Source organism: Streptomyces sp. NPDC107500, from assembly GCF_055582785.1.
This window is the reverse complement of the sequence record NZ_JBVJPF010000002.1, coordinates 468,567-488,173: the sequence shown is the minus strand read 5'-3', so window position 1 is coordinate 488,173 and position 19,607 is coordinate 468,567. Positions and strand designations below refer to the sequence as shown.

The window sequence follows — 19,607 nt, the reverse complement described above, 5'->3', positions numbered from 1 at the left end:
TGTCCCGATCGCTACAAGGACTGTCGAAAAGGCTCGATTGATGCGCGCGCATCCGCTCTCTAATCTGTGCAGGTAAGCCTTACCTAACTTCCTGCCCACCTTCCCATTGAGAGTGAAACCCGGGTCGATGAGAACACCCCGCCTTCGCGTGCTCGCCCTCGCGGCCGCCCTCCTGTTCGGCCTCACCGCCTGCGGCGGCCAGGACGACACCAAGGACGACAGCGCCGCCGCCGGCACCGACGGCTCCGGCCGGTTCCCCGTGAGCATCAAGCACGCGCTCGGCACCACCGTCATCCCCGACAAGCCGAAGCGCGTCGCCACCGTCAACTGGGCCAACGACGAGGTGCCGCTCGCCCTCGGCGTCGTCCCGGTCGGCATGGCCAAGGCCAACTTCGGCGACGACGACGCGGACGGCGTACTGCCCTGGACCGAGAAGCGCCTGGAGGAACTCGGCGCCAAGACGCCCGTCCTGTTCGACGAGACCGACGGCATCGACTTCGAGGCCGTCGCCGACACCAAGCCCGACGTCATCCTGGCCTCCTACTCCGGCCTGACCGCGCAGGACTACGAGACCCTCAGCCAGATCGCGCCCGTCGTCGCCTACCCCGAGGCCGCCTGGGCCACCCCGTGGCGCGACATCATCCGGCTCAACAGCAAGGCCATCGGCATGGCCGACGAGGGCGACGACCTGGTCGCCGACCTGGAGGGGCGGATCGGCAAGACCGTCGCCAAGTACCCCCAGATCAAGGGCAAGTCGGCGATGTTCATGACCCACGTGTCCTCCAAGGACGTCAGTGAGGTCGGCTTCTACACCACCCACGACACCCGCACCCAGTTCTTCACCGACCTCGGCATGAAGATCCCGGCCAGCATCTCCGAGCCGTCCAAGGACACCAAGAAGTTCGTGCTCAGCAAGAGCGCCGAGCGCATCGACGACTTCAACGACGTCGACATCGTCACCGGCTACGGCGACGACAAGGGCGAACTGCTGAAGGCCCTCAAGAACGACCCGCTCACCTCGAAACTGACCGCCGTCAAGCAGGACTCCGTCTACCTGCTGCCCGGCACCACCCCCCTCGCGACCGCCGCGAACCCGACCCCGCTGTCCATCCCGTACGTCCTGGACGACTACGTGAAGGCGCTCGCCGCGGCCGCGGACAAGGCCGCGTGACCGTCACCGACACCCCGCGCGCGTCGGACGCCGTCCCGGTGCGGCGTCCGGCGCGCGTCCGCGTGACCTGGCTCCTGGTGCTCGCGGCGGTGCTGCTCGCCGTCATGACCGCCTCCCTCGCCCTCGGCTCCCGCGACGTCGCCTGGACCGACGTGTGGTCGGCGCTCGGCGGGGCGGAACACACCCTGGAGGAGGCGGCGGTCGCCAAACGCGTACCGCGCACCCTCCTCGCCGTCACCGTGGGCGCCGCCCTCGCGCTGGCCGGCGCGGTCATGCAGGGCGTCACCCGCAACCCGCTCGCCGACCCCGGCATCCTCGGCGTCAACATGGGCGCCTCGCTGGCCGTGGTGATCGCCATGGCCCACTTCGGCCTCGCGACGGTCTCCGGGTACATCTGGGTGGCGATGTCCGGGGCGGCACTGACCGCCGGGTTCGTCTACGCCGTCGGCTCGCTGGGCCGCGGCGGGGCCACCCCGCTGAAGCTGGCCCTCGCCGGTGCCGCCATCTCGGCCGCGCTCGCCTCCCTGGTCACCGCCGTCGTACTGCCGCGCAACGACATCTCCGACACCTTCCGGCTGTGGCAGATCGGCGGCCTCGGAGGCGCCTCCTACGCCCAGCTCGGCACGGTGCTGCCGTTCCTCGCCGCCGGTTTCCTGCTCTGCCTCGCCTCCGCGCGGGCGCTCAACTCGCTGGCGCTGGGCGACGACCTGGCCGCCGGGCTCGGGGAACGCGTGGCGCTCGTGCGGGCCACCGCCGCGCTCGGCGCGGTCGTCCTGTGCGGCGCGTCCACCGCCGTCGCCGGGCCCATCGCCTTCGTCGGCCTGGTCGTACCCCACACCTGCCGGCTCCTGGCGGGCGTCGATCACCGCTGGCTGCTGCCGTTCTCCGCGCTCGGCGGTGCCCTGCTCCTCACGGCCGCGGACGTGGTGGGACGGATCGTGGCCCGGCCGGCCGAGATCGACGTCGGCATCCTGACCGCGGTCATCGGCGCCCCCTTCTTCATCCACATCGTCCGCCGACAGAAGGTCAGATCCCTGTGAGCGCCCCTGCCGCGAGCGTCCCGTCCGCGCTGCGGACCGTCACCCGCGCCCGGATCCGCGGCGCCTGCCGACGACGGCTGCTCGTCCTGACGCTGCTGCTGCTCGTCGCCGCCGCGTTCGCCACCACCCTCATGGCCGGGCACACCATCTACCCGGCCCACGACGTGCTGCGCGTGGTCATGGGGGAGGAGGTGCCGGGCGCGTCCTTCACCGTCGGCAGACTGCGGCTGCCCCGCGCGGTGCTCGCCCTGACCGCCGGATTCAGCTTCGGCATGGCGGGTGTCACCTTCCAGACGATGCTCCGCAACCCGCTGGCCAGCCCCGACGTCATCGGCATCAGCGCGGGCGCGAGCGCCGCGGCGGCCATCGCCATCGTGACCCTCTCCCTCAGCGGGACCGAGGTGTCGGTCCTCGCGATCGCCGCCGCGCTCGGGGTGGCGCTGCTCGTGTACACGCTCGCGTTCCGCGACGGGGTCGCCGGCACCCGGCTCATCCTCATCGGCATCGGTGTCGCCGCGCTGCTGGACAGCGTCACCTCCTACGTCCTGTCGCAGGCCGCCGAGTGGGACCTCCAGGAGGCGATGCGCTGGCTCACCGGCAGCCTCAACGGCACCACCTGGGAGGAGACCGTGCCCACGGTCGTCGCCCTGCTCGTGCTCGGCCCGGTGCTGCTCGCCCAGGCCCGCAACCTGAGCGCGCTGAGCCTCGGCGACGACACGGCCTCCGCGCTCGGTGTCCGGGTGGAGCGCACCCGTGTCACGGTGATCGTGGCGGCCGTGGGGCTGATCGCGTTCGCGACGGCGGCCGCCGGACCGATCGCCTTCGTCGCCTTCCTCTCCGGTCCGATCGCCGCCCGGCTGGTCGGCACCGGCGGTTCCCTGCTGGTGCCCGCCGGGCTGGTCGGCTCCCTGCTCGTGCTGGTCGCCGACTTCACCGGCCAGTACGCCTTCGACACCCGCTATCCCGTGGGCGTCGTCACCGGCGTCCTCGGCGCCCCCTACCTCGTCTACCTGATCGTCCGCACCAACCGGGCCGGAGGCTCGCTGTGACCGCGTCCCACACCCTCTCCACCGAGGACCTCACGCTCGGCTACGGCGACCGTGCCGTCATCGAGGGCCTGGACCTGACCCTCGCGGCCGGGCGCGTCACGGTGATCGTCGGCGCCAACGCCTGCGGCAAGTCGACCCTGCTGCGCTCCATGTCCCGGCTGCTCGTCCCCCGTGCGGGACGCGTCGTCCTGGACGGCAGGGAGGTCCACCGCACTCCCGCCAAGGAACTCGCCCGCACCCTCGGCCTGTTGCCCCAGTCGCCGGTCACCCCCGAGGGCATCACCGTCCTCGACCTGGTGGGCCGGGGCCGCCATCCGCACCAGCGGGCCTTCGCGCGGTGGACGGCCAAGGACGACGCGGCGGTCGCCGCCGCGCTGGAGGCCACGCACACCACGGACCTGGTGGACCGCTCGGTGGACGAACTCTCCGGCGGCCAGCGCCAACGGGTGTGGATCGCGATGGCGCTCGCCCAGCAGACCGACCTGCTGCTGCTCGACGAACCCACCACGTTCCTCGACATCAGCCACCAGATCGAGGTGCTCGACCTGCTGACCGACCTGAACCGGACCCGCGGCACCACGATCGTCATGGTCCTGCACGACCTCAACCTGGCCGCGCGCTACGCCGACCGGCTCATCGCCCTGGCCTCCGGCCGGCTGCACGCGGCCGGAACCACCGATGAGGTGATGACCGAGGACACGGTCAGGACCGTGTACGGCATGGAGAGCCGCGTCATCGAGGACCCGGTCTCCGGCCGGCCCCTCGTGCTGCCCATCGGCCGCCACCACTCGACGCCGTCATGAGTCCGAAGCTCACCGCCCTGCTCCCCGACCTCGCCCCCTGGCGCACCTCCCGGGACTTCCGCCTCCTGTGGGTACAGGGGCTCGTCACCTACCTCGGCAGCGTCATGGCCCTGATCGCGCTGCCGCTCCAGATCAAGGACCTGACCGGATCCCCGCTCGCGGTCGGCGTCATGGGCGCCGTCGAACTCGTACCGCTGGTCGTCTTCGGGCTGTACGGCGGCGCCCTCGCCGACGCGGTCGACCGGCGCAAGGTCATCGTGGTGACCGAGGCGGGACTCGGCCTGCTGGCGGTCGTCCTGCTGGTGAACGCGTTGCTGCCGCGGCCCATGCTGTGGCCGCTGTACGTGGTGGCGGCCGGGGTCGCGGCCCTGGCCGGACTCCAGCGGCCCGCGCTGGACTCGCTGCTGGCCCGGATCGTCCCGCACGGCCAGCTGGCGGCGGCCGCCGCCCTGAACGCCCTGCGCTGGCAGGCCGGCGCGATCGCCGGCCCCGCGCTGGCCGGCCTCGTGGTGGCGTACGCGGGCAACGTCCCGGCGTACGCCACCACCGTGGTCTGCTTCCTCGGATCGGTCCTGATGTGCCGTCGGCTCTCACCCGTGCCGCCCGCCGAGCACGCGGCCAGGCCGTCGCTGCGCGGCATCGCGGAAGGCGCGCGGTACGCGTGGTCGCGACCGGTGCTGCTCGGCACGTACGCCATCGACCTGGCGGCGATGTTCTTCGCCTTCCCGAACACCATTTTCCCGTTCCTCGCCGACGACCTCGACGCCGACTGGGCGCTCGGGCTGATGTACTCGGCGGGGGCGGTGGGCTCGCTGCTGGTCAGCCTGACCAGCGGCTGGGTGTCCCGGACCCGGCGGCACGGGCTGCTGGTGGTGTGCGGCGCCGCCGGGTGGGGCCTGGCCGTCGCGGCGGCCGGCTGGACCTCGCAGGTCTGGCTGGTGCTGGTGTGCCTCGGGCTGGCGGGAGCGGGGGACATGCTGAGCGGCCTGGGCCGTTCGACGATCTGGAACCAGACCGTTCCCGACCGTCTGCGCGGGCGGCTCGCCGGCATCGAGGTCCTCTCGTACAGCATCGGCCCGCAGCTCGGCCAGGTCCGCGCCGGGGCGATGGCCGGCTGGACCGGCGCGCGCCCGGCGATCTGGAGCGGCGGCCTCGCCTGCGTGGCCGCGGTGGGCCTGCTCACCGCCGCCCTGCCCAAGCTGATCGGCTACGACGCCCGAACGGACGAGGACGCCCGCCGCCGCGCCGCCGAGGGCGTCGGTCAACAGCGACAATCGCTGGCGGACTTGGGGTCCGGCGAGGCCGGCGTGAACCACTGACAACAGTAATTGAACCGCCGTCATTGCCCGAAAGGGCAGCGGAATTGCCCGGAGAAGTTTTCAGGACGCTCACAGTCGATGATTTCCAGCTCAGGCCGCCCACTTGACGGCTGGTAGCGTGCCCGCCGTTCCACCCCCACAGAACGAAGTACCCGATCCTTGGAATTCACTTTATGACTGGTACGCCAGACGAAACCCCCACGAACACTTTCTCCCCCGGCGGACGCCGCCGGCACCGCCGGGCGAGAGTCGGCCGGATCGGCGCGCGACGGGCCCTCGTGCTCGCGATGGCCGTGCCCGTGGCCTCCGCCACGCTGGCGGGGACCTCGGCCTTCGCCGCCGACGACAGCGCCGCGGCACCGCAGGGCATCTCGGTCGACGGCCTCGACGCCGACGACGCCCAGTTGGTCAAGAACCTCAACGAGCGGGTCGCCGACGAGCGCCTGGGCACCAACGTCAGCGGCGTGGTCCTCGACGCCGACTCGGACACCGCCCTGTGGGACCACAACGGCTCCACCACCCTCATGCCGGCCTCCAACGCCAAGCTCGCCACGGCGACCACCGCACTGACACTGCTGGGCGCGAACCACGAGTTCACCACGAAGGTCGTGTACGGCGACGGCACCCTCACCCTCGTCGGCGGCGGTGACCGCACCCTCACCAGCGACGACGTGGCCGAGATGGCCAGGACCGCCGTCGACGGGCTCAAGGCCGCGGGCCTGACCGGCGTCAAGGTCCGGGTGGACGACAGCCTGTTCGCCGAACCCAGCCTCGCCAAGGGCTGGAACGAGGGCTACTACCCGACCGAGGTCGCGCCGGTACGCTCGCTCGTCGTCGACGGCGCCGCGGTCGACGACACGGCGATCGACGCCGGCAAGGTCTTCGCCGAGAAGCTCGCCGCGCTGGGCGTCACCGTCGACGGCGAGGTCGGCCGCGCGAAGGCACAGCAGTCCGACGTACCGGTGGCGCAGCACAAGTCGGCACCGCTGTCGGACATCGTCAAGAAGATGCTCAAGACGAGCGACAACAACATCGCCGAGACCCTGCTGCGGATGTCCGCGGTGGAGCTGGGGAAGCCGGCCACCTTCGAGAGCGGCGCCGAACTCGTCCGCCAGGTGCTCAGCTCGTACGGGGTCTCGCTCGACAACTTCGAGATGTACGACGGCAGCGGCCTCTCTCGCGCCGACCGCATCCCCGCCGCGACCCTCGCACAGCTCCTCGACGCGATCACCGAGTCCCCGGCCCTGGGCTCGATCCTGGAGGGTCTGCCGGTCGCCGGCGAGGCCGGTGCCAGCCTCGGCCCGGAGTGGGGACGCTTCGACGACGCCAACTCCAAGTGCGCCGTCGGCAAGGTGCAGGCGAAGACCGGCACACTCACCGGCGCCATCGCCCTGAGCGGTGTCACGCGCACCGATGACGGCGAGTGGCGGATCTTCTCCTTCATCGAGAACAACTCGTCGGCCAACCCGAGCGACATCAAGGACGCCATGGACGGCCTCGCCGCCACGGTGAACGGCTGCTGGGCCTGACACCCCGCACCGCACGCCCGCCCGCGCGTCGCCAGGCGGCGGTGCGCGGGCGGACGCGTGCGGAGTTTCGGTGAAGAACCGAGCGGTCTCGGGAACCGGTGGCCACGCCTGGCGACGGTGCCACGAGTGCAGCGGCACATGGCCCTTCGGGCAAGAGCCCCGATTCCCGCCACTCGGCTCTCACCGAGGTGGCGACAGGTCAGCCGTGGTACGTGATGTAGCCGTTGCCGTCCCTGTCGTTGGCCTTCTTCGTGTAGGCGTGGACGTCGGCCCGGGCACCGGTGGGCTTGTAGAAGTAGATCGTGTCCTTGTCGTTGTTCCATATGAAGTTGCAGTTCTGGCGGTAGACGACGTTGCCGGCGTCCGAGTCGGTGCCGCGTCCGCCGCGCAGGCTGACGAGGTCCCCGGGCTGAAGCGTGTGACTGTTCCTGAAGGTGAACGTGTTGCCGACGGCGTCCTTCACCTTGTAGCCCTTCAGGTTCACGGTCGTCGTCTTCGAGTAGTTCTTGATCGTCAGGTACTCGTTCTTGGTGTTGCCACCGGAGCACTTGTTGGAGTCCCGGCCCGGGGCGTCGTACTGGACACCCTTGATCTTCAGGGCCGAGGAGTACTCGGCGGCCTGCGCCGGGACGGCTGCGGCCAGGCCCAACGCGGTGACGGCCGCGGTGGCGGCGGCAGCGGTCAGGATGCGGCGGGTGCGCATGAGGAATCCCCCCTCAGTGGTGCGAATGGAGCCCCCGGAGCCTATCCAGAGTGAACATAAGATGGTGTTCATGTGAGGAAATTGTGACCGTCCAAGGTCTCGGGTGAGGTGCCGAGCCGCTCGGCAGGCACGCGCTCTATGCGGGTCCAGCCCCTCCAGCCACGCTCCTGCAGAATCGCCAGCACCAGTTCGGCACCCGGCGCGGACGCCACCATGGCCGAGTCCATCAGGGCGACGAACTGATCGTCGAAGCCGTCCTCCCCCACCTCGCCGGCCTCCACGGCGCGAATCATCAGCCGCTCCAGGACGTCGGCGATCTCGACGATCCGCGGATCGTCGGCCCGCCAGTCGGGCTCCCCGGTGAAGAAGGAGTAGAGCCTCACCATGTCGGGGTCGTCCAGCTCCTCGTGCTTCTTGGCGATCACCGAGCCGATCAGGTGCGGCACCTGCGCGGCGATCATGATCCAGGCGTCCCGCTCCAGCTCGACGTACCGCTCACCGACGCCGAGACCACGCAGCCGGTCGAGGTACCCCACGACGCACTGCGGCAGCGCCAGTTGCTCCCCGGCGGCGAGCCGGGCGAGCCGGCCCCGGGTGCCCCGCAGCCGCCGGATCTCGGCGCGCAGATCCTTGTCGATCTCCCGCACGCCTGCGGCGAATTCCTCGGGACCGGCGTCGAGGAGTTCCTCCACCCTGGCCAGCGGCACGCCCGCGTCGGCCAGGGTGCGGATCCGGATCAGTCGCACGACCGCGACGGCGTCGTAGATGCGGTACCCGGACCGGTCGCGCTCTGGCTCGGGCAAGAGTCCGATCTTGTGGTAGTGGCGTACCGCCCGTACCGTCACCCCGGCGTACGCGGCCAGCTGACTGATGGTGAGCATGGGTCTCAGCCTGCCTCAGGCGATCTTCCGGCGGTAGGCGAGCATCGCGAAGACGTACGCCACGACGAGGATGCCCGCACACCACGCGAGCGCGATCCAGATGTCGTCGCCGACCGGCTGCCCGGCGAACAGGGCACGGATCGTGTCGACGATCGACGTCGCCGGCTGGTGCTCGGCGAACCAGCGCACCGGGCCGGGCATCGTGCCGGTCGGCACGAACGCCGAGCTGACGAACGGCAGGAAGATGAGCGGGTAGGCGAACGCGCCCGCTCCCTCGACCGACGACGCGGAGAGTCCGGGGATCACGGCGAGCCAGGTCAGCGCCAGGGTGAACAGGAGCAGGAGGCCGGCGACCGCGAGCCACGCCGACACTCCCGCCCCTGAACGGAAGCCGATGAGCACGGCGACGCCCACGACGAGCACGAGCGCGATCAGGTTGGCCACCAGCGAGGTGACGACATGCGCCCACAGCACACCCGACCGCGCGATCGGCATGGACTGGAACCGCTCGAAGATCCCGCCCTGCACGTCGGTGAACAACCGGTACGCCGTGTACGAGATGCCCGACGCGACGGTCATGAGCAGGATGCCGGGCAGCATGTAGTTCACGTACGCGACCGACCCGGTCTCAATGGCGCCGCCGAACACGTAGACGAACATCAGCATCATGGCGACCGGCGTGACGACGGTCGTGATGATCGTGTCCATGCTGCGTGTGACGTGCCGCAGGGTCCGCCCCGTGAGCGCGGCGGTGTCACTGAGGAAGTGCGCGGTCATCGTTGCCCCTCGGGTGTCGTGCCGGTGGCGCGGCTCGTCGCTCCGCCGACCACCGCGAGGAAGACCTCCTCGAGGGTCGGCTGCTTCTCGACGTACTCGACCTTCGCGGGCGGGAAGAGCCGCTTCAGCTCGGCGAGGGTGCCGTTCACGATGATCCGGCCCTCGCGGAGGATGGCGATCCGGTCGGCCAGCTGTTCGGCCTCCTCCAGATACTGCGTGGTGAGCAGCACCGTCGTTCCGTTGCGGGCGAGTTCCCGCACCGCGTCCCACACCTCGATGCGCGCCTCGGGGTCCAGTCCGGCCGTCGGCTCGTCCAGGAAGATCACCGGCGAGTCCCCGATGAGACTCATCGCGATGTCCAGGCGGCGGCGCATCCCACCCGAGTACGTCGACACCCTGCGCGCCCCGGCCTCGGTCAGCGAGAAGCGCCTCAGCAGGTCGTCCGCCACCGCGCCCGGATCCTCGAGGTGGCGCAGCCTGGCGACCAGGACGAGGTTCTCCCGGCCGCTGAGGATCCCGTCGACGGCCGCGAACTGACCGGTGAGACTGATGGACTCCCGCACGTCCGCCGACTGCGTGGCGACGTCGAACCCGTTGACGCTCGCCGTCCCCGCTTCGCTCTTCAGAAGCGTGGCGAGGATGCGCACGGTCGTGGTCTTGCCCGCCCCGTTGGAGCCGAGCAGGGCGAAGATGCTGCCCCGCGCCACGTCGAAGTCGACGCCGCGCAGCACGTCGAGCTTCCCGTACGACTTCCCCAGCCCTCGCACACGGATCGCCGGACCGGCCATCGATGGGGCCGTCATGGTCATCTGCCTCCTTCGTCCTGAGTCCTTCGCGGAGCCGTTCCAGGCGGCCGCGAGAAGCTCCTGCGGGAAGGATGGAGGGTTGACCCCGCGTCAGGGTCAACCCGGTTCACCTCCGGACCTCGGAAGGGACTCGGCCTCGCCGCCGCCGAAGAACGATCGATAGCCTGCCGACGGAGCGGGACGAGGAGAGCGTCACGCGGACAACGATGTGAGAGAGGCCCCGTGTTCACCACCCGACCCACCCTCCAGGGCACCTTCGGCATGGTGTCCTCCACCCACTGGCTGGCCTCGCAGTCGGCCATGGCCGTTCTGGAGGACGGGGGCAACGCCTACGACGCCGCCGTGGCCGGTGCCTTCGTGCTGCACGTCGTCGAGCCGCACCTCAACGGGCCCGCCGGGGAGGTGCCGATCCTGCTCGCGCCCGCGGGCGGCGAGGTGCGGGTGCTGTGCGGGCAGGGCGTCGCGCCCGCCGGGGCTACGGTCGCGCACTACAAGGGGCTCGGTCTGGACCTCGTACCCGGCACCGGCCCCCTGGCCGCCGCCGTGCCCGGAGCCTTCGACGCCTGGCTGCTCCTGCTGCGCGACCACGGCACCAGAACGCTGGCCGACGTGCTGAAGTACGCCATCGGCTACGCCGAGCACGGGCACGCGCCCGTGGAGCGCGTCGCGGAGACCGTCGAGACCGTACGGAACCTGTTCGAGACGGAGTGGACGACCTCGGCCGAGGTCTACCTGCCGGACGGCCGCTCGCCCCGTCCCGGCGAGCTGTTCCGCAATCCCGCCCTCGCCGCCACCTGGAAGCGGCTGCTCGCCGAAGCGGCCGGCACGGGTGACCGGGAGGCGGAGATCGACGCCGCGCGGGAGGTCTGGCGCTCCGGGTTCATCGCCGAGGCCCTCGTACGGCAGGCCGGCCGGCCCACCACGGACACCAGCGGCGAACGCCACACCGGCACGCTGACCGCCGCCGACCTGGCCGGCTGGTCCGCGCACTACGAGGCTCCCGCCACCTACGACTGGAACGGCTGGACCCTGTGCAAGGCCGGCCCGTGGAGCCAGGGTCCCGTCCTCCTCCAGCAGCTGGCGCTGCTCCCGCCCGAACTGCCCGCGTACGGCTCCGCCGACTACGTCCACCTGCTGGTCGAGGGCTGCAAGCTGGCCATGGCGGACCGGGAGGCCTGGTACGGCGACGCCGACGGCGCGGAGCGGGTGCCGCTCGACGACCTGCTCTCGGCCGGGTACAACGCCGAGCGGCGCGGTCTCGTCGGCGACAAGGCGTCCTTCGAACTGCGGCCCGGCGGTCCGGGCGGCCGCACCCCACGGCTGAGCGCCCACGCTTTGCTGGCGGCCGACGAGGCCGAGGGCTTCGACGCCCTGGGGGTCGGCGAGCCGACGGTCGCCAAGAGCCCGGCCTCCCCGGTGCCGGGCGAACCGGACGTCGCCGCCGACGGAGGCACCCGCGGCGACACCTGCCACCTCGACATCGTGGACCGCTGGGGCAACATGGTCTCGGCCACGCCCAGCGGCGGCTGGCTCCAGTCCAACCCGGTCGTGCCCGAACTGGGCTTCCCGCTCGGCACCCGGTTGCAGATGACCTGGCTGGAGGAGGGCCTGCCCAACTCGCTCACCCCCGGCCGGCGCCCCCGCACCACGCTCACGCCCTCCATCGCCCTGCGCGACGGCGTCCCCGTGATGGCCTTCGGCACGCCCGGCGGCGACCAGCAGGACCAGTGGCAGCTGCACTTCTTCCTGGCGGTCGCCCTGCGCGGGCGGATCCGCGGCGGCCTCGACCTCCAGGGCGCGATCGACGCCCCGAACTGGCACAACGACGGTTTCCCCGGTTCCTTCTTCCCGCGCGGCATGCGGGCCGGCAGCGTCACCGTCGAGTCCCGGATGCCGGCCGGGGTGGTGGCGGAGCTGCGACGCCGCGGGCACGACGTGACGGTGGGCGACGCCTGGTCGGAGGGCCGCCTGTGCGCCGTCGCCCGGGACCCGGAGACGGGCGTGCTGTCGGCGGCGGCGAACCCGCGCGGCATGCAGGGGTACGCGGTCGGCCGGTGACCCCCGCACCTCATGTTCGTGTCGATTCCACCCGGAGTACATCACCCGGGCGGGGATTGTCAGTGGGGCGTGCTCTCATGGAGTCATGATCGAGAACAACGAAACCATCGACGAGTTTCTCGCCCGGCACGCCGACGACGTGGAGGAGGCCGTCCGCAAGGCGGCCGCCCAGGAGATCATGCCGCGCTGGCGGCGGCTCGCGGCGGACGAGGTCGACCAGAAGGCCGGCCCGCACGACCTGGTGACGGACGCCGACCGCAAGGCCGAGCTGTACCTCACCGACGCCCTCGCCGACCTGCTGCCCGGCTCGGTCGTCGTCGGCGAGGAGGCGGTGCACGCCAACCCCGCCTCCTACGAGGCGATACAGGGCGACGCACCGGTGTGGATCGTCGACCCGGTCGACGGAACCCGGCAGTTCGTCCGCGGCGAGCGGGGCTTCTGCACCCTGGTCGCGCTCGCCCGGCACGGGGTCGTGCACGCCTCCTGGACCTACGCCGCGGCCGACGACCGGCTCGCCACCGCCGTACGGGGCCGGGGCGCGTACCTGGACGGTGAGCGGCTGTACGCGGGCGTGCCCGAGCCCGGCCGCGACCTGCGCGTCGCCACCTCCCACCCGGACTACACGACGGACGAGCAGAAGCGCGACCTGCTCGGCCTGCGCACCCCGGGCGTCGCCCCGCGGGCCTGCGGCTCGGCCGGCCTGGAGTACCTCGCCGTCGCCCGCGGCGAGTCCGACGCCACCGCCTTCTCGTGGGAGGCCGCCTGGGACCACGCCGCCGGACTGCTCCTGGTCGAGGAGGCGGGCGGCGTCCACCTGACCCGTACGGGCGTACCCTTCCGCATCACCGGTGGCAATGACCTGCCGTTCACCGCGGCCCGTGACGCGGCCACGGCCCGCCGGGTGGTGGGGCTGCTGTCCGGCGAAGCCTGATCCCGGTCCCGGGGGGCCGCCTGTCCCCGGCCCACCGGAGACCAGGGGGCTCGCCCCCGCCCCTCACCCTCGTCCCCCCCCGGGGCCCCACCCGCGACCGCCGCCTGTCGGACCCCGGGCATATCCTGATCCGGAGTTGCCATCGGCTGACGAAGGGGTCCGAAGGTGCCGTCGATGCTCGATGCGGTCGTAGTGGGTGCGGGGCCGAACGGGCTGACCGCTGCCGTGGAGCTGGCCCGCCGGGGCTTCTCGGTCGCCGTCTTCGAGGCCCAGGGCGCGGTGGGCGGCGGGGCGCGCACCGAGGAGCTGACGCTGCCGGGCTTCCGGCACGACCCGTGCTCCGCCGCGCACCCGCTCGGCATCAATTCGCCCGCCTTCCGCGACCTCCCCCTGGAGCGGTACGGACTGGAGTGGCTGCACCCCGCGCTGCCCATGGCGCACCCCTTCCTGGACGGCTCCGCCGCCGTGCTGTCGCGGTCGGTCGGCGAGACCGCCGCCTCCTTCGGGGCGCGCGACGCGGGCACGTACCGCAGGCTCGTCGAGCGCTTCCTGCCCCGGTGGGACACCCTGGCCCGGGACTTCATGTCCCTGCCGCTGACCGCGCTGCCCCGCGACCCGGTCACCCTCGCCCGGTTCGGCCTGGTCGGGCTGCCCCCGTCGACGTGGCTGATGCGCCGCTTCCGCGACGAGAAGGCCAAGACCCTCTTCGCGGGCCTCGTCGCGCACGTGATGGCCCCGCTCGGCGGCTTCGCCACCGGTGCCATCGGCCTGGTCTTCGCCCTCGCCGCGCACGCCCGCGGCTGGCCCGTGGCCCGCGGCGGCTCCCAGGCCATCTCCGACGCCCTGGCCGGCCACCTGGAGGACCTCGGCGGCACCGTCCACACCGACTACGTGGTCAAGCGCCTCGACGACCTGCCGCCCGCCCGCGCCTACGTCTTCGACACCTCGCCCACCGCGCTCGCCCGCATCGCCGGCCTCGGCAACCACTACGCCGGCTACCGGTACGGCCCAGGCGTCTTCAAGATCGACTACGCGCTGGACGGGCCCGTGCCGTGGACCGCCGAGGCACCGCGCCGCGCCGGTACCGTGCAGATCGGCGCCGACAGCGCGGAGATCGGCGCCGCGCTGAACGCGGCCTCCCGCGCGGGCCGCGCGCCCGACGCGCCGTTCCTCATCACCGTGCAGCCCAGCGTCGCCGACCCCACCCGCGCTCCGGCAGGCAAGCACGTCTTCTGGGCGTACGGCCACGTCCCCAACGGCTGGACCGGCGACCTGACCGACGCGATAGAACGCCAACTGGAGCGCTTCGCACCCGGCTTCCGCGACCGCGTCCTCGCCCGCGCCACCGCCGGCCCACCCGAACTGGCCGCCCGCAACGCCAACTACGTCGGCGGCGACATCGCCTCCGGCGCGGTCTCCGGCCTCCAGCTCCTGCTCCGCCCCAAGCTCTCCCTGTCCCCGTACACCACCCCGCACCCGGCCGTCTTCATCTGCTCGTCGGCCACCCCGCCCGGCCCGGGTGTGCACGGCATGTCGGGGCACAACGCGGCCAGGGCCGTGTGGCGCAGGCTGCGCCAGACCTGACCATGAAGTAGGCCGGTTGGCGCGGGCCGCGCGAGACCCGACCACCAAGGCAGCCGGGTGGCGCGGGCCGCGCGCGACCCGGCCACGCGGGAACCGCCGACGATCGGAAAGGGCCCATGACCACCATCACGCTCGTCCAGGGCGACATCACCCGCGAACGCGCCGACGCGATCGTCAACGCGGCCAACTCCTCCCTGCTCGGCGGAGGCGGCGTCGACGGCGCCATCCACCGGCGTGGCGGCCCCGCGATCCTCGCGGAGTGCCGAAGCCTCCGCGCCGGCCACCTCGGCAAGGGCCTTCCCACCGGCCGCGCGGTCGCCACCACCGCGGGCGACCTGGACGCGAGCTGGGTCATCCACACGGTCGGCCCGGTGTACAGCACCACCGAGGACCGCGCCGACCTCCTCGCCTCCTGCTACCGCGAGTCCCTCCACGTCGCCGACGAACTGGGCGCCCGCACGGTCGCCTTCCCGGCCATCTCCACGGGCGTCTACCGCTGGCCGATGGACGACGCGGCCCGCATCGCCGTCGAAACGGTCCGCGCCACCAGGACCTCGGTGACGGAGGCCCGCTTCGTCCTCTTCGACGACCGGGAGTACGAGGCGTTCACGGCGCGGGTCGGCTGACCGCGACCGAGTGCTTCAGCCTGGTGAGTCTCCCGGAGGGCCCTGAACGTGGAAGGTGAGACCGGTGATGCGACCTGACTGGACGACAGGACCGTGTTGGACGCCGCCATTGATGCTGTTGTGCACAGTGCCCTGGACCGACTCCGGGGCGGAGGCCAGCTGTTGCAATAAGCTGAGCAGGACTCGGAGGTCGCCCTCGGTGAGAGCCGCGGCTTCGAGCAACCGCTGCAGGAGAACCTGCCACTGTGCGCGTGCAGCTGCCGCAGCCTCTTCCTCCGCCGCTCCGTCGGGGGCGGTGAGAAGCAGGCTTCGTGTCTCGTCCAAGTCGGAGAGCGCGGCCGAGTCCGAACCTGTACGAGCCAGCACTCGTCGTACAAGCTCGCGGGCATGGGCCCAGGAATCGGTAACCATCAGCGAGACGAGCGTGGTCGCACCCGAAGCGGCGAGGACCGTCAATTCGCTGTCCATTTCTCCTCCTAGGTGAGCGGAGAGCCGGATGTCTTGTCGTGGGCGTCCGCAGAGGGCTGTCGTTCGTTGTCGGTGTCGGGGGAGAAGGGCACTGGCGGATCGAATCGACGCAACAGGTCCTCCGCCGTCTCGTGCCGATTCTGCTGCTTGATGATGTCGGAGATCTGTTTGGCCACGAACGTCAGCCGGTTGTCGCCCTCCGAGAAGCCAATGGCGTTGAAGAAGCTCAGGAGGTGATCTGCCGCCGTCTGCTGCGGTGGGGTGAACTCGCTGTCCGGATACACCTGCTCCGGAAGGTCGGCCTCGGGGAGTTGTTGGGACAGCAGCGTCTGCAGACGTTCGGGTATGTCCGTGTCATTGGCTGCGGAGGTGAGCTGCGCGATGAGGGGCAGGTCCCCCACTGTCCTCTCTATGTGCTCCTCGTTCCTGGAGAGCCACCAGACCACGGCACTGCCCGTGTCCTTGAGCACGTCCTCGCCAAGGTACTGGCGTTTGCTCTGTTCGTACCTTCGCTGGTGCTCCCAGACAGCCTCGTCCTTGCGTACCCGGGCCAGTCTGTCCAGACGTTCCTGGTCTTGTTGGGGCAGCGTGAGGGTGATGTCTTCCGCCATGGCCTGGAGCTGTCCCGTCGGCTCCGCACACATACGGCTCAGAGCGCCGCTGAGTTCGTGCTGGACGAGTGAGGCATCGCCGGGTTTGCGCCTTTCGGTGATGGTGCGGGCGCGGTTGAGGACCTCCTGCACCGCCAGTCCCGCAGGGTTGAGGACCGGGGTGCTCCCAGGTGACTCGGTGAGGCACCACCGTACGGTCGCCGAGAGGACGAAGCGGTAGTCGTCCCAGGAACTGGGCATCGCCACGTGGCTGATGCGGTGTTCAGTACGCTCCACGGGCGGAGCCGTCAGTTGTTCCTCGAAGGTCGCCGGTATCGAGCCGCGGCGCAGCACGGCCGCCCGGACCGTCGCCGCCGGGACCGCCACGAGAAGTAAGGCCAGCGTCGCCCATACCCACATGGGCCACGCTTGCGTCAGCCCGGCGATGGCGAGCAGCAGACCGCACAGGACAGTGAGGAATACCGTTGCCGTCTTTTGTGTAGTGGTCACGGTTGCGTTCTCCTGACCGACGCCGGCGCCGCCATGGTGTGGGTGATGCTCTGGGCCGCGGTGATCTTGCACAGGAGTTGTTCGGTGACTGCCAATGAGTGCGCGACGTTTCCCCTGGCCCCGCGTTCGGCCGAGCGGCTGCATGCGTACAGCGCGGCGTATGCCTCCCCCCGTGCTTCACCGCATCGCTCCGCTGCGCCGATGAGGACATCGAGCAAGAGCTCACGATGGCGTCCTACGGAGTCTGCTGCCCGGTGGAGCCAGAGTTCGGCGTTCGGTTGCCACCGTGAGGGCGGGCACGCCGTCAGTGCCGCGTGCCAGCAGGTGGTCAGGGAACGTTGCACACCGCGTTCGTCCAGCAGCGCGCGTGGCGCATCGGAGGAGACGGTGAGGGGCAGCGGATCGCATGTCCGCAGGAAGATGTCCAGGTCGGGAGGGGACAGTTCGGATCCCGCGAGGCGGTCGAGCAGTCTTCGGCGCAGCCGATGGCTGCGTGCCACCAGGTCGCACAACGCTTGCAGAGCACGGGTGGACCCGCGTTCGCGTCGGGCGAGGTAGTACAGCCTGAGCAGGGCCTGGTCCGGATGACCCACCGCGAGGACCTCGGCACAGACTCGGACGAGTACCTGTGCGAACTCTCCCGGGAGGCGCCGGTTGGCACACCAGTCGTAGATGCGCCGGCGAAAGTCCCGGGCATGGGCAGGATCGTTGAGGCCGCAGGTGAGGGCGTGGACAGCGGCTTCCAACCGTGCCCGACCCGCAGACGAAGAGCTCCACCGCTCGGCGAGATTGGCGAGGCCCGACCCGTTTCCCGTGCGTAGATACTGTTCGGCCAGTCGTGTCACCAGCACAGTCCGGACGGTGGTGTCGACGTGCGGGGCGTTCAACTCTGCCAGGTCTGCCACCCAGGTGCCGAGGTACGGTCGCAGATCAGGCATGTGGTCCCAGAAGTGCGCGCGGACGGCGGCCTCGTAGTCCAGTTCCTTGAACCGGACGAGTCCGCCGGCTGCCGACTCGCATGAGATCTCCCTGAATCGCTCGGCAAGATCCTTGTGCTGGAGCAACTGCTCAGGCTCCGGCGGAAAGTCGACGATGCGCAGGAGAAGAGCGGCCGCACGGTGGATGACATCGGCGTGCGCCCCGTGGAGCATTGAGACAGCGATCAACAGCGCCCTCTGAGGAGCTTCGTCCAGTTTGCGGACGAGGGCGGCGACCTCCTTCGTCCGATCGTTTCTGGCCTTCTTCGCCGCGGCGCACCACTGAGCGAAATCTTGGTCCGGCCGAGCGCTCTGCTTGGCCCGGCCTACCAGATCGGCGAAATCGGCGATCTCCCGCATCGGCCGTTTCTCGGACAGGAACGCCCGGACAGTGGCATCGGGCTGGGCGTACTGCTCGTGCGGCATACCCTGAACATGCAGATGGCGTCTGAGGACCTCCAGGCCGGGAGGGCGCGTCAGCTCGACCCGGCAGTAATGGAGGTCAGGATCGAGTTCGGCGCCGTGGGGCATGACGATGGCGAGGTGGGCGTGCCGTTCCTGGACGGTTCTGCGGAGGGCTGGGAGATCGACCCGGGCCATGGACCACTGGCGGTCGTCGGCGCCGGAGAGATCCAACAGCAACTGGTCGCGATCCCCGACCAGGGCCGGGTTGTGGAGCGACAATTCGTCCTCCTCCCCCGGTAGAAGCTCTTGCAGGACGCCGGTGTCGGAGTGGTGTTCACGAAGGAGCACCTTCGCAGCGGCGGTTCGGCCGCTGCCTGGTTCCCCCTGCAGGATGACGGTGCCGGTCGCCGCGAGCACGGCACGTGCCTCGCCCATGCCCGCCGGAGCGACCAGCACGCGACGCAGCCGGATGAGTTGGTCCTCGGCGATACGCCTGAACTGGTTTCTGCTCACTTCCTGCAACTGGGTGCCGATGTTTACATACATGTCGCCGAGCCCTGTATGCAGAAAACCCTGCGGGTTCTGCACGCTCGTATGGCTGCTCTGATTCACCGGCCGTTGTCCTCATGGCTGTCCGGCTTCTCCTCGAAGCGGTGCTGAACGTTGCCATGGTTGTCGCCTTCGAAGTACGTCATCCCGTTACCGGAGAAGTGACGGTCGCCCGACACGTGGCGCGAATTCTGGTAGATGTGGCCGTTTCCCGTATGAACAGGCCCGTGAGACCCCTTCACCACGGTGCCGACGTCTCCGGTGAAGTCGCGGCTCTGTACCGCTGTTCCGGCCACGTCGCCGATCGAGTTGGTCACGGTGCTCGCCGCGGTCGCGTTCTCATCGGCCGACTGGCTCAGGTCCGTCAGCCCGGGGATCATCTCGGCCACGAGGTCACCAATGCGCCTGAGGCCCCTCTCTGTGTCATGTGTGTCGAACGGAACGGACTGGAGGTCGGCCAGCCGTGCCAGTTCGGGTGGTAGATCGACTTTGCTGAGTCGGTCCGTCTTGCGGCCGTCCAGAATCGGAATGACCGGGAGCCCATAGGAGAACGCCTCCTCGATCTCCTTGCGTACCCAATCACCCGGGTCGTGCAGCCGACTCCGGAAGTTCTTCCAGTCCGGGCCTACGATAGCCAGTAGGAGTGAACTGCGTCGAAGTGCCGACAGCAACCTTTCGGGATACATGTCACCCGGTGCGATGGATTTCGATGCCCGGAATATTCGGTTCCCGCCGAAGCGACGGGACAACTCCTGGTCTATTAGCGCGGCAGTCTTTTCTCCGTCGCCGGTGCGGTAGTTGATGAAGACCTCGATCACGGTGATGTCTCCT

18 protein-coding genes are annotated in these 19,607 nt (G+C 70.4%); 10 read left to right on the top strand and 8 right to left on the bottom strand.

Features of this window, described 5'->3' with window-relative positions; translation table 11 throughout:
• Nucleotides 1-127 precede the first annotated feature (127 nt).
• The 6 genes from ACZ67M_RS08235 to dacB all read left to right on the top strand — a co-directional run bounded on the left by ACZ67M_RS08235 (nucleotide 128) and on the right by dacB (nucleotide 6,911).
• A complete protein-coding gene (locus tag ACZ67M_RS08235; RefSeq protein WP_469850083.1) occupies nucleotides 128-1,171 on the top strand; it encodes an iron-siderophore ABC transporter substrate-binding protein in 1,044 nt (347 codons plus the stop codon).
• Nucleotides 1,168-2,211: a FecCD family ABC transporter permease gene (locus tag ACZ67M_RS08230; protein WP_469850082.1), complete on the top strand. Its 1,044-nt coding sequence runs from the start codon at nucleotides 1,168-1,170 to the stop codon at nucleotides 2,209-2,211. The genes ACZ67M_RS08235 and ACZ67M_RS08230 overlap by 4 nt, the downstream gene beginning before the upstream one ends.
• Nucleotides 2,208-3,260 carry a FecCD family ABC transporter permease gene (locus ACZ67M_RS08225; RefSeq protein ID WP_469850080.1) on the top strand — a complete coding sequence of 351 codons (1,053 nt, stop codon included), beginning with the start codon at nucleotides 2,208-2,210 and terminating at the stop codon, nucleotides 3,258-3,260. The genes ACZ67M_RS08230 and ACZ67M_RS08225 overlap by 4 nt, the downstream gene beginning before the upstream one ends.
• Entirely contained in the window at nucleotides 3,257-4,063 is an 807-nt protein-coding gene (locus ACZ67M_RS08220) for an ABC transporter ATP-binding protein (protein WP_469850078.1), read from the top strand. The genes ACZ67M_RS08225 and ACZ67M_RS08220 overlap by 4 nt, the downstream gene beginning before the upstream one ends.
• Nucleotides 4,060-5,382 carry an MFS transporter gene (locus ACZ67M_RS08215; RefSeq protein ID WP_469850076.1) on the top strand — a complete coding sequence of 441 codons (1,323 nt, stop codon included), beginning with the start codon at nucleotides 4,060-4,062 and terminating at the stop codon, nucleotides 5,380-5,382. The genes ACZ67M_RS08220 and ACZ67M_RS08215 overlap by 4 nt, the downstream gene beginning before the upstream one ends.
• Nucleotides 5,383-5,555: 173 nt before the next feature.
• A complete protein-coding gene (gene dacB / locus ACZ67M_RS08210; protein ID WP_392235693.1) occupies nucleotides 5,556-6,911 on the top strand; it encodes a D-alanyl-D-alanine carboxypeptidase/D-alanyl-D-alanine endopeptidase in 1,356 nt (451 codons plus the stop codon).
• A 199-nt stretch (nucleotides 6,912-7,110) separates the two neighbouring features.
• On the opposite strand, the gene ACZ67M_RS08205 is transcribed toward dacB, so the two are convergent.
• The 4 genes from ACZ67M_RS08205 to ACZ67M_RS08190 all read right to left on the bottom strand — a co-directional run bounded on the left by ACZ67M_RS08205 (nucleotide 7,111) and on the right by ACZ67M_RS08190 (nucleotide 10,075).
• The gene (locus ACZ67M_RS08205) at nucleotides 7,111-7,614 is read right to left on the bottom strand and encodes a lamin tail domain-containing protein (protein ID WP_361358460.1); all 504 of its coding nucleotides are present in this window, start codon (nucleotides 7,612-7,614) and stop codon (nucleotides 7,111-7,113) included.
• Nucleotides 7,615-7,682: 68 nt separating this feature from the next.
• Nucleotides 7,683-8,495 (bottom strand): MerR family transcriptional regulator, encoded by an 813-nt coding sequence (locus tag ACZ67M_RS08200; protein WP_469850074.1) that lies wholly within the window; start codon nucleotides 8,493-8,495, stop codon nucleotides 7,683-7,685.
• A 15-nt stretch (nucleotides 8,496-8,510) separates the two neighbouring features.
• Nucleotides 8,511-9,272: an ABC transporter permease gene (locus tag ACZ67M_RS08195; RefSeq protein WP_392013559.1), complete on the bottom strand. Its 762-nt coding sequence runs from the start codon at nucleotides 9,270-9,272 to the stop codon at nucleotides 8,511-8,513.
• Nucleotides 9,269-10,075 carry an ABC transporter ATP-binding protein gene (locus ACZ67M_RS08190; RefSeq protein ID WP_392102115.1) on the bottom strand — a complete coding sequence of 269 codons (807 nt, stop codon included), beginning with the start codon at nucleotides 10,073-10,075 and terminating at the stop codon, nucleotides 9,269-9,271. The genes ACZ67M_RS08195 and ACZ67M_RS08190 overlap by 4 nt, the downstream gene beginning before the upstream one ends.
• Nucleotides 10,076-10,300: 225 nt before the next feature.
• Between ACZ67M_RS08190 and ACZ67M_RS08185 the strand changes: the two genes are divergently transcribed.
• From ACZ67M_RS08185 to ACZ67M_RS08170, 4 genes are all read left to right on the top strand, one after another.
• Complete coding sequence (locus tag ACZ67M_RS08185) at nucleotides 10,301-12,136, top strand: gamma-glutamyltransferase family protein (protein ID WP_392235685.1); 1,836 nt, start codon at nucleotides 10,301-10,303, stop codon at nucleotides 12,134-12,136.
• 85 nt (nucleotides 12,137-12,221) lie between these two features.
• Nucleotides 12,222-13,067 carry an inositol monophosphatase family protein gene (locus ACZ67M_RS08180; RefSeq protein WP_361358477.1) on the top strand — a complete coding sequence of 282 codons (846 nt, stop codon included), beginning with the start codon at nucleotides 12,222-12,224 and terminating at the stop codon, nucleotides 13,065-13,067.
• 174 nt (nucleotides 13,068-13,241) lie between these two features.
• Nucleotides 13,242-14,651: a phytoene desaturase family protein gene (locus ACZ67M_RS08175; protein WP_469850071.1), complete on the top strand. Its 1,410-nt coding sequence runs from the start codon at nucleotides 13,242-13,244 to the stop codon at nucleotides 14,649-14,651.
• 116 nt (nucleotides 14,652-14,767) lie between these two features.
• Nucleotides 14,768-15,277 (top strand): O-acetyl-ADP-ribose deacetylase, encoded by a 510-nt coding sequence (locus ACZ67M_RS08170; protein WP_469850069.1) that lies wholly within the window; start codon nucleotides 14,768-14,770, stop codon nucleotides 15,275-15,277.
• Nucleotides 15,278-15,292: 15 nt separating this feature from the next.
• Here ACZ67M_RS08170 and ACZ67M_RS08165 read toward each other — a convergent pair whose 3' ends face one another.
• From ACZ67M_RS08165 to ACZ67M_RS08150, 4 genes are read right to left on the bottom strand one after another with little or no spacing between them, the layout of a single operon-like run.
• Nucleotides 15,293-15,745 carry a hypothetical protein gene (locus ACZ67M_RS08165; protein WP_469850068.1) on the bottom strand — a complete coding sequence of 151 codons (453 nt, stop codon included), beginning with the start codon at nucleotides 15,743-15,745 and terminating at the stop codon, nucleotides 15,293-15,295.
• Between the two features lie 8 nt (nucleotides 15,746-15,753).
• The gene (locus tag ACZ67M_RS08160; RefSeq protein ID WP_469850066.1) at nucleotides 15,754-16,845 is read right to left on the bottom strand and encodes a hypothetical protein; all 1,092 of its coding nucleotides are present in this window, start codon (nucleotides 16,843-16,845) and stop codon (nucleotides 15,754-15,756) included.
• Complete coding sequence (locus tag ACZ67M_RS08155; RefSeq protein WP_469850064.1) at nucleotides 16,842-18,839, bottom strand: hypothetical protein; 1,998 nt, start codon at nucleotides 18,837-18,839, stop codon at nucleotides 16,842-16,844. The genes ACZ67M_RS08160 and ACZ67M_RS08155 overlap by 4 nt, the downstream gene beginning before the upstream one ends.
• Nucleotides 18,836-19,594: a toll/interleukin-1 receptor domain-containing protein gene (locus ACZ67M_RS08150; RefSeq protein WP_469850062.1), complete on the bottom strand. Its 759-nt coding sequence runs from the start codon at nucleotides 19,592-19,594 to the stop codon at nucleotides 18,836-18,838. The genes ACZ67M_RS08155 and ACZ67M_RS08150 overlap by 4 nt, the downstream gene beginning before the upstream one ends.
• Between the last annotated feature and the right edge of the window lie 13 nt (nucleotides 19,595-19,607).

Excerpts from the sequence above, each read along its gene's own strand:
- ACZ67M_RS08170 (WP_469850069.1), top strand. The coding sequence starts at position 14,768 with ATGACCACCATCACGCTCGTCCAGGGCGACATCACCCGCGAACGCGCC.
- ACZ67M_RS08180 (WP_361358477.1), top strand. The coding sequence starts at position 12,222 with ATGATCGAGAACAACGAAACCATCGACGAGTTTCTCGCCCGGCACGCC.
- ACZ67M_RS08195 (WP_392013559.1), bottom strand. The coding sequence starts at position 9,272 with ATGACCGCGCACTTCCTCAGTGACACCGCCGCGCTCACGGGGCGGACC.
- ACZ67M_RS08175 (WP_469850071.1), top strand. The coding sequence starts at position 13,242 with ATGCTCGATGCGGTCGTAGTGGGTGCGGGGCCGAACGGGCTGACCGCT.
- ACZ67M_RS08190 (WP_392102115.1), bottom strand. The coding sequence starts at position 10,075 with ATGACGGCCCCATCGATGGCCGGTCCGGCGATCCGTGTGCGAGGGCTG.
- ACZ67M_RS08200 (WP_469850074.1), bottom strand. The coding sequence starts at position 8,495 with ATGCTCACCATCAGTCAGCTGGCCGCGTACGCCGGGGTGACGGTACGG.
- ACZ67M_RS08165 (WP_469850068.1), bottom strand. The coding sequence starts at position 15,745 with ATGGACAGCGAATTGACGGTCCTCGCCGCTTCGGGTGCGACCACGCTC.
- ACZ67M_RS08235 (WP_469850083.1), top strand. The coding sequence starts at position 128 with ATGAGAACACCCCGCCTTCGCGTGCTCGCCCTCGCGGCCGCCCTCCTG.
- ACZ67M_RS08215 (WP_469850076.1), top strand. The coding sequence starts at position 4,060 with ATGAGTCCGAAGCTCACCGCCCTGCTCCCCGACCTCGCCCCCTGGCGC.
- dacB (WP_392235693.1), top strand. The coding sequence starts at position 5,556 with ATGACTGGTACGCCAGACGAAACCCCCACGAACACTTTCTCCCCCGGC.
- ACZ67M_RS08205 (WP_361358460.1), bottom strand. The coding sequence starts at position 7,614 with ATGCGCACCCGCCGCATCCTGACCGCTGCCGCCGCCACCGCGGCCGTC.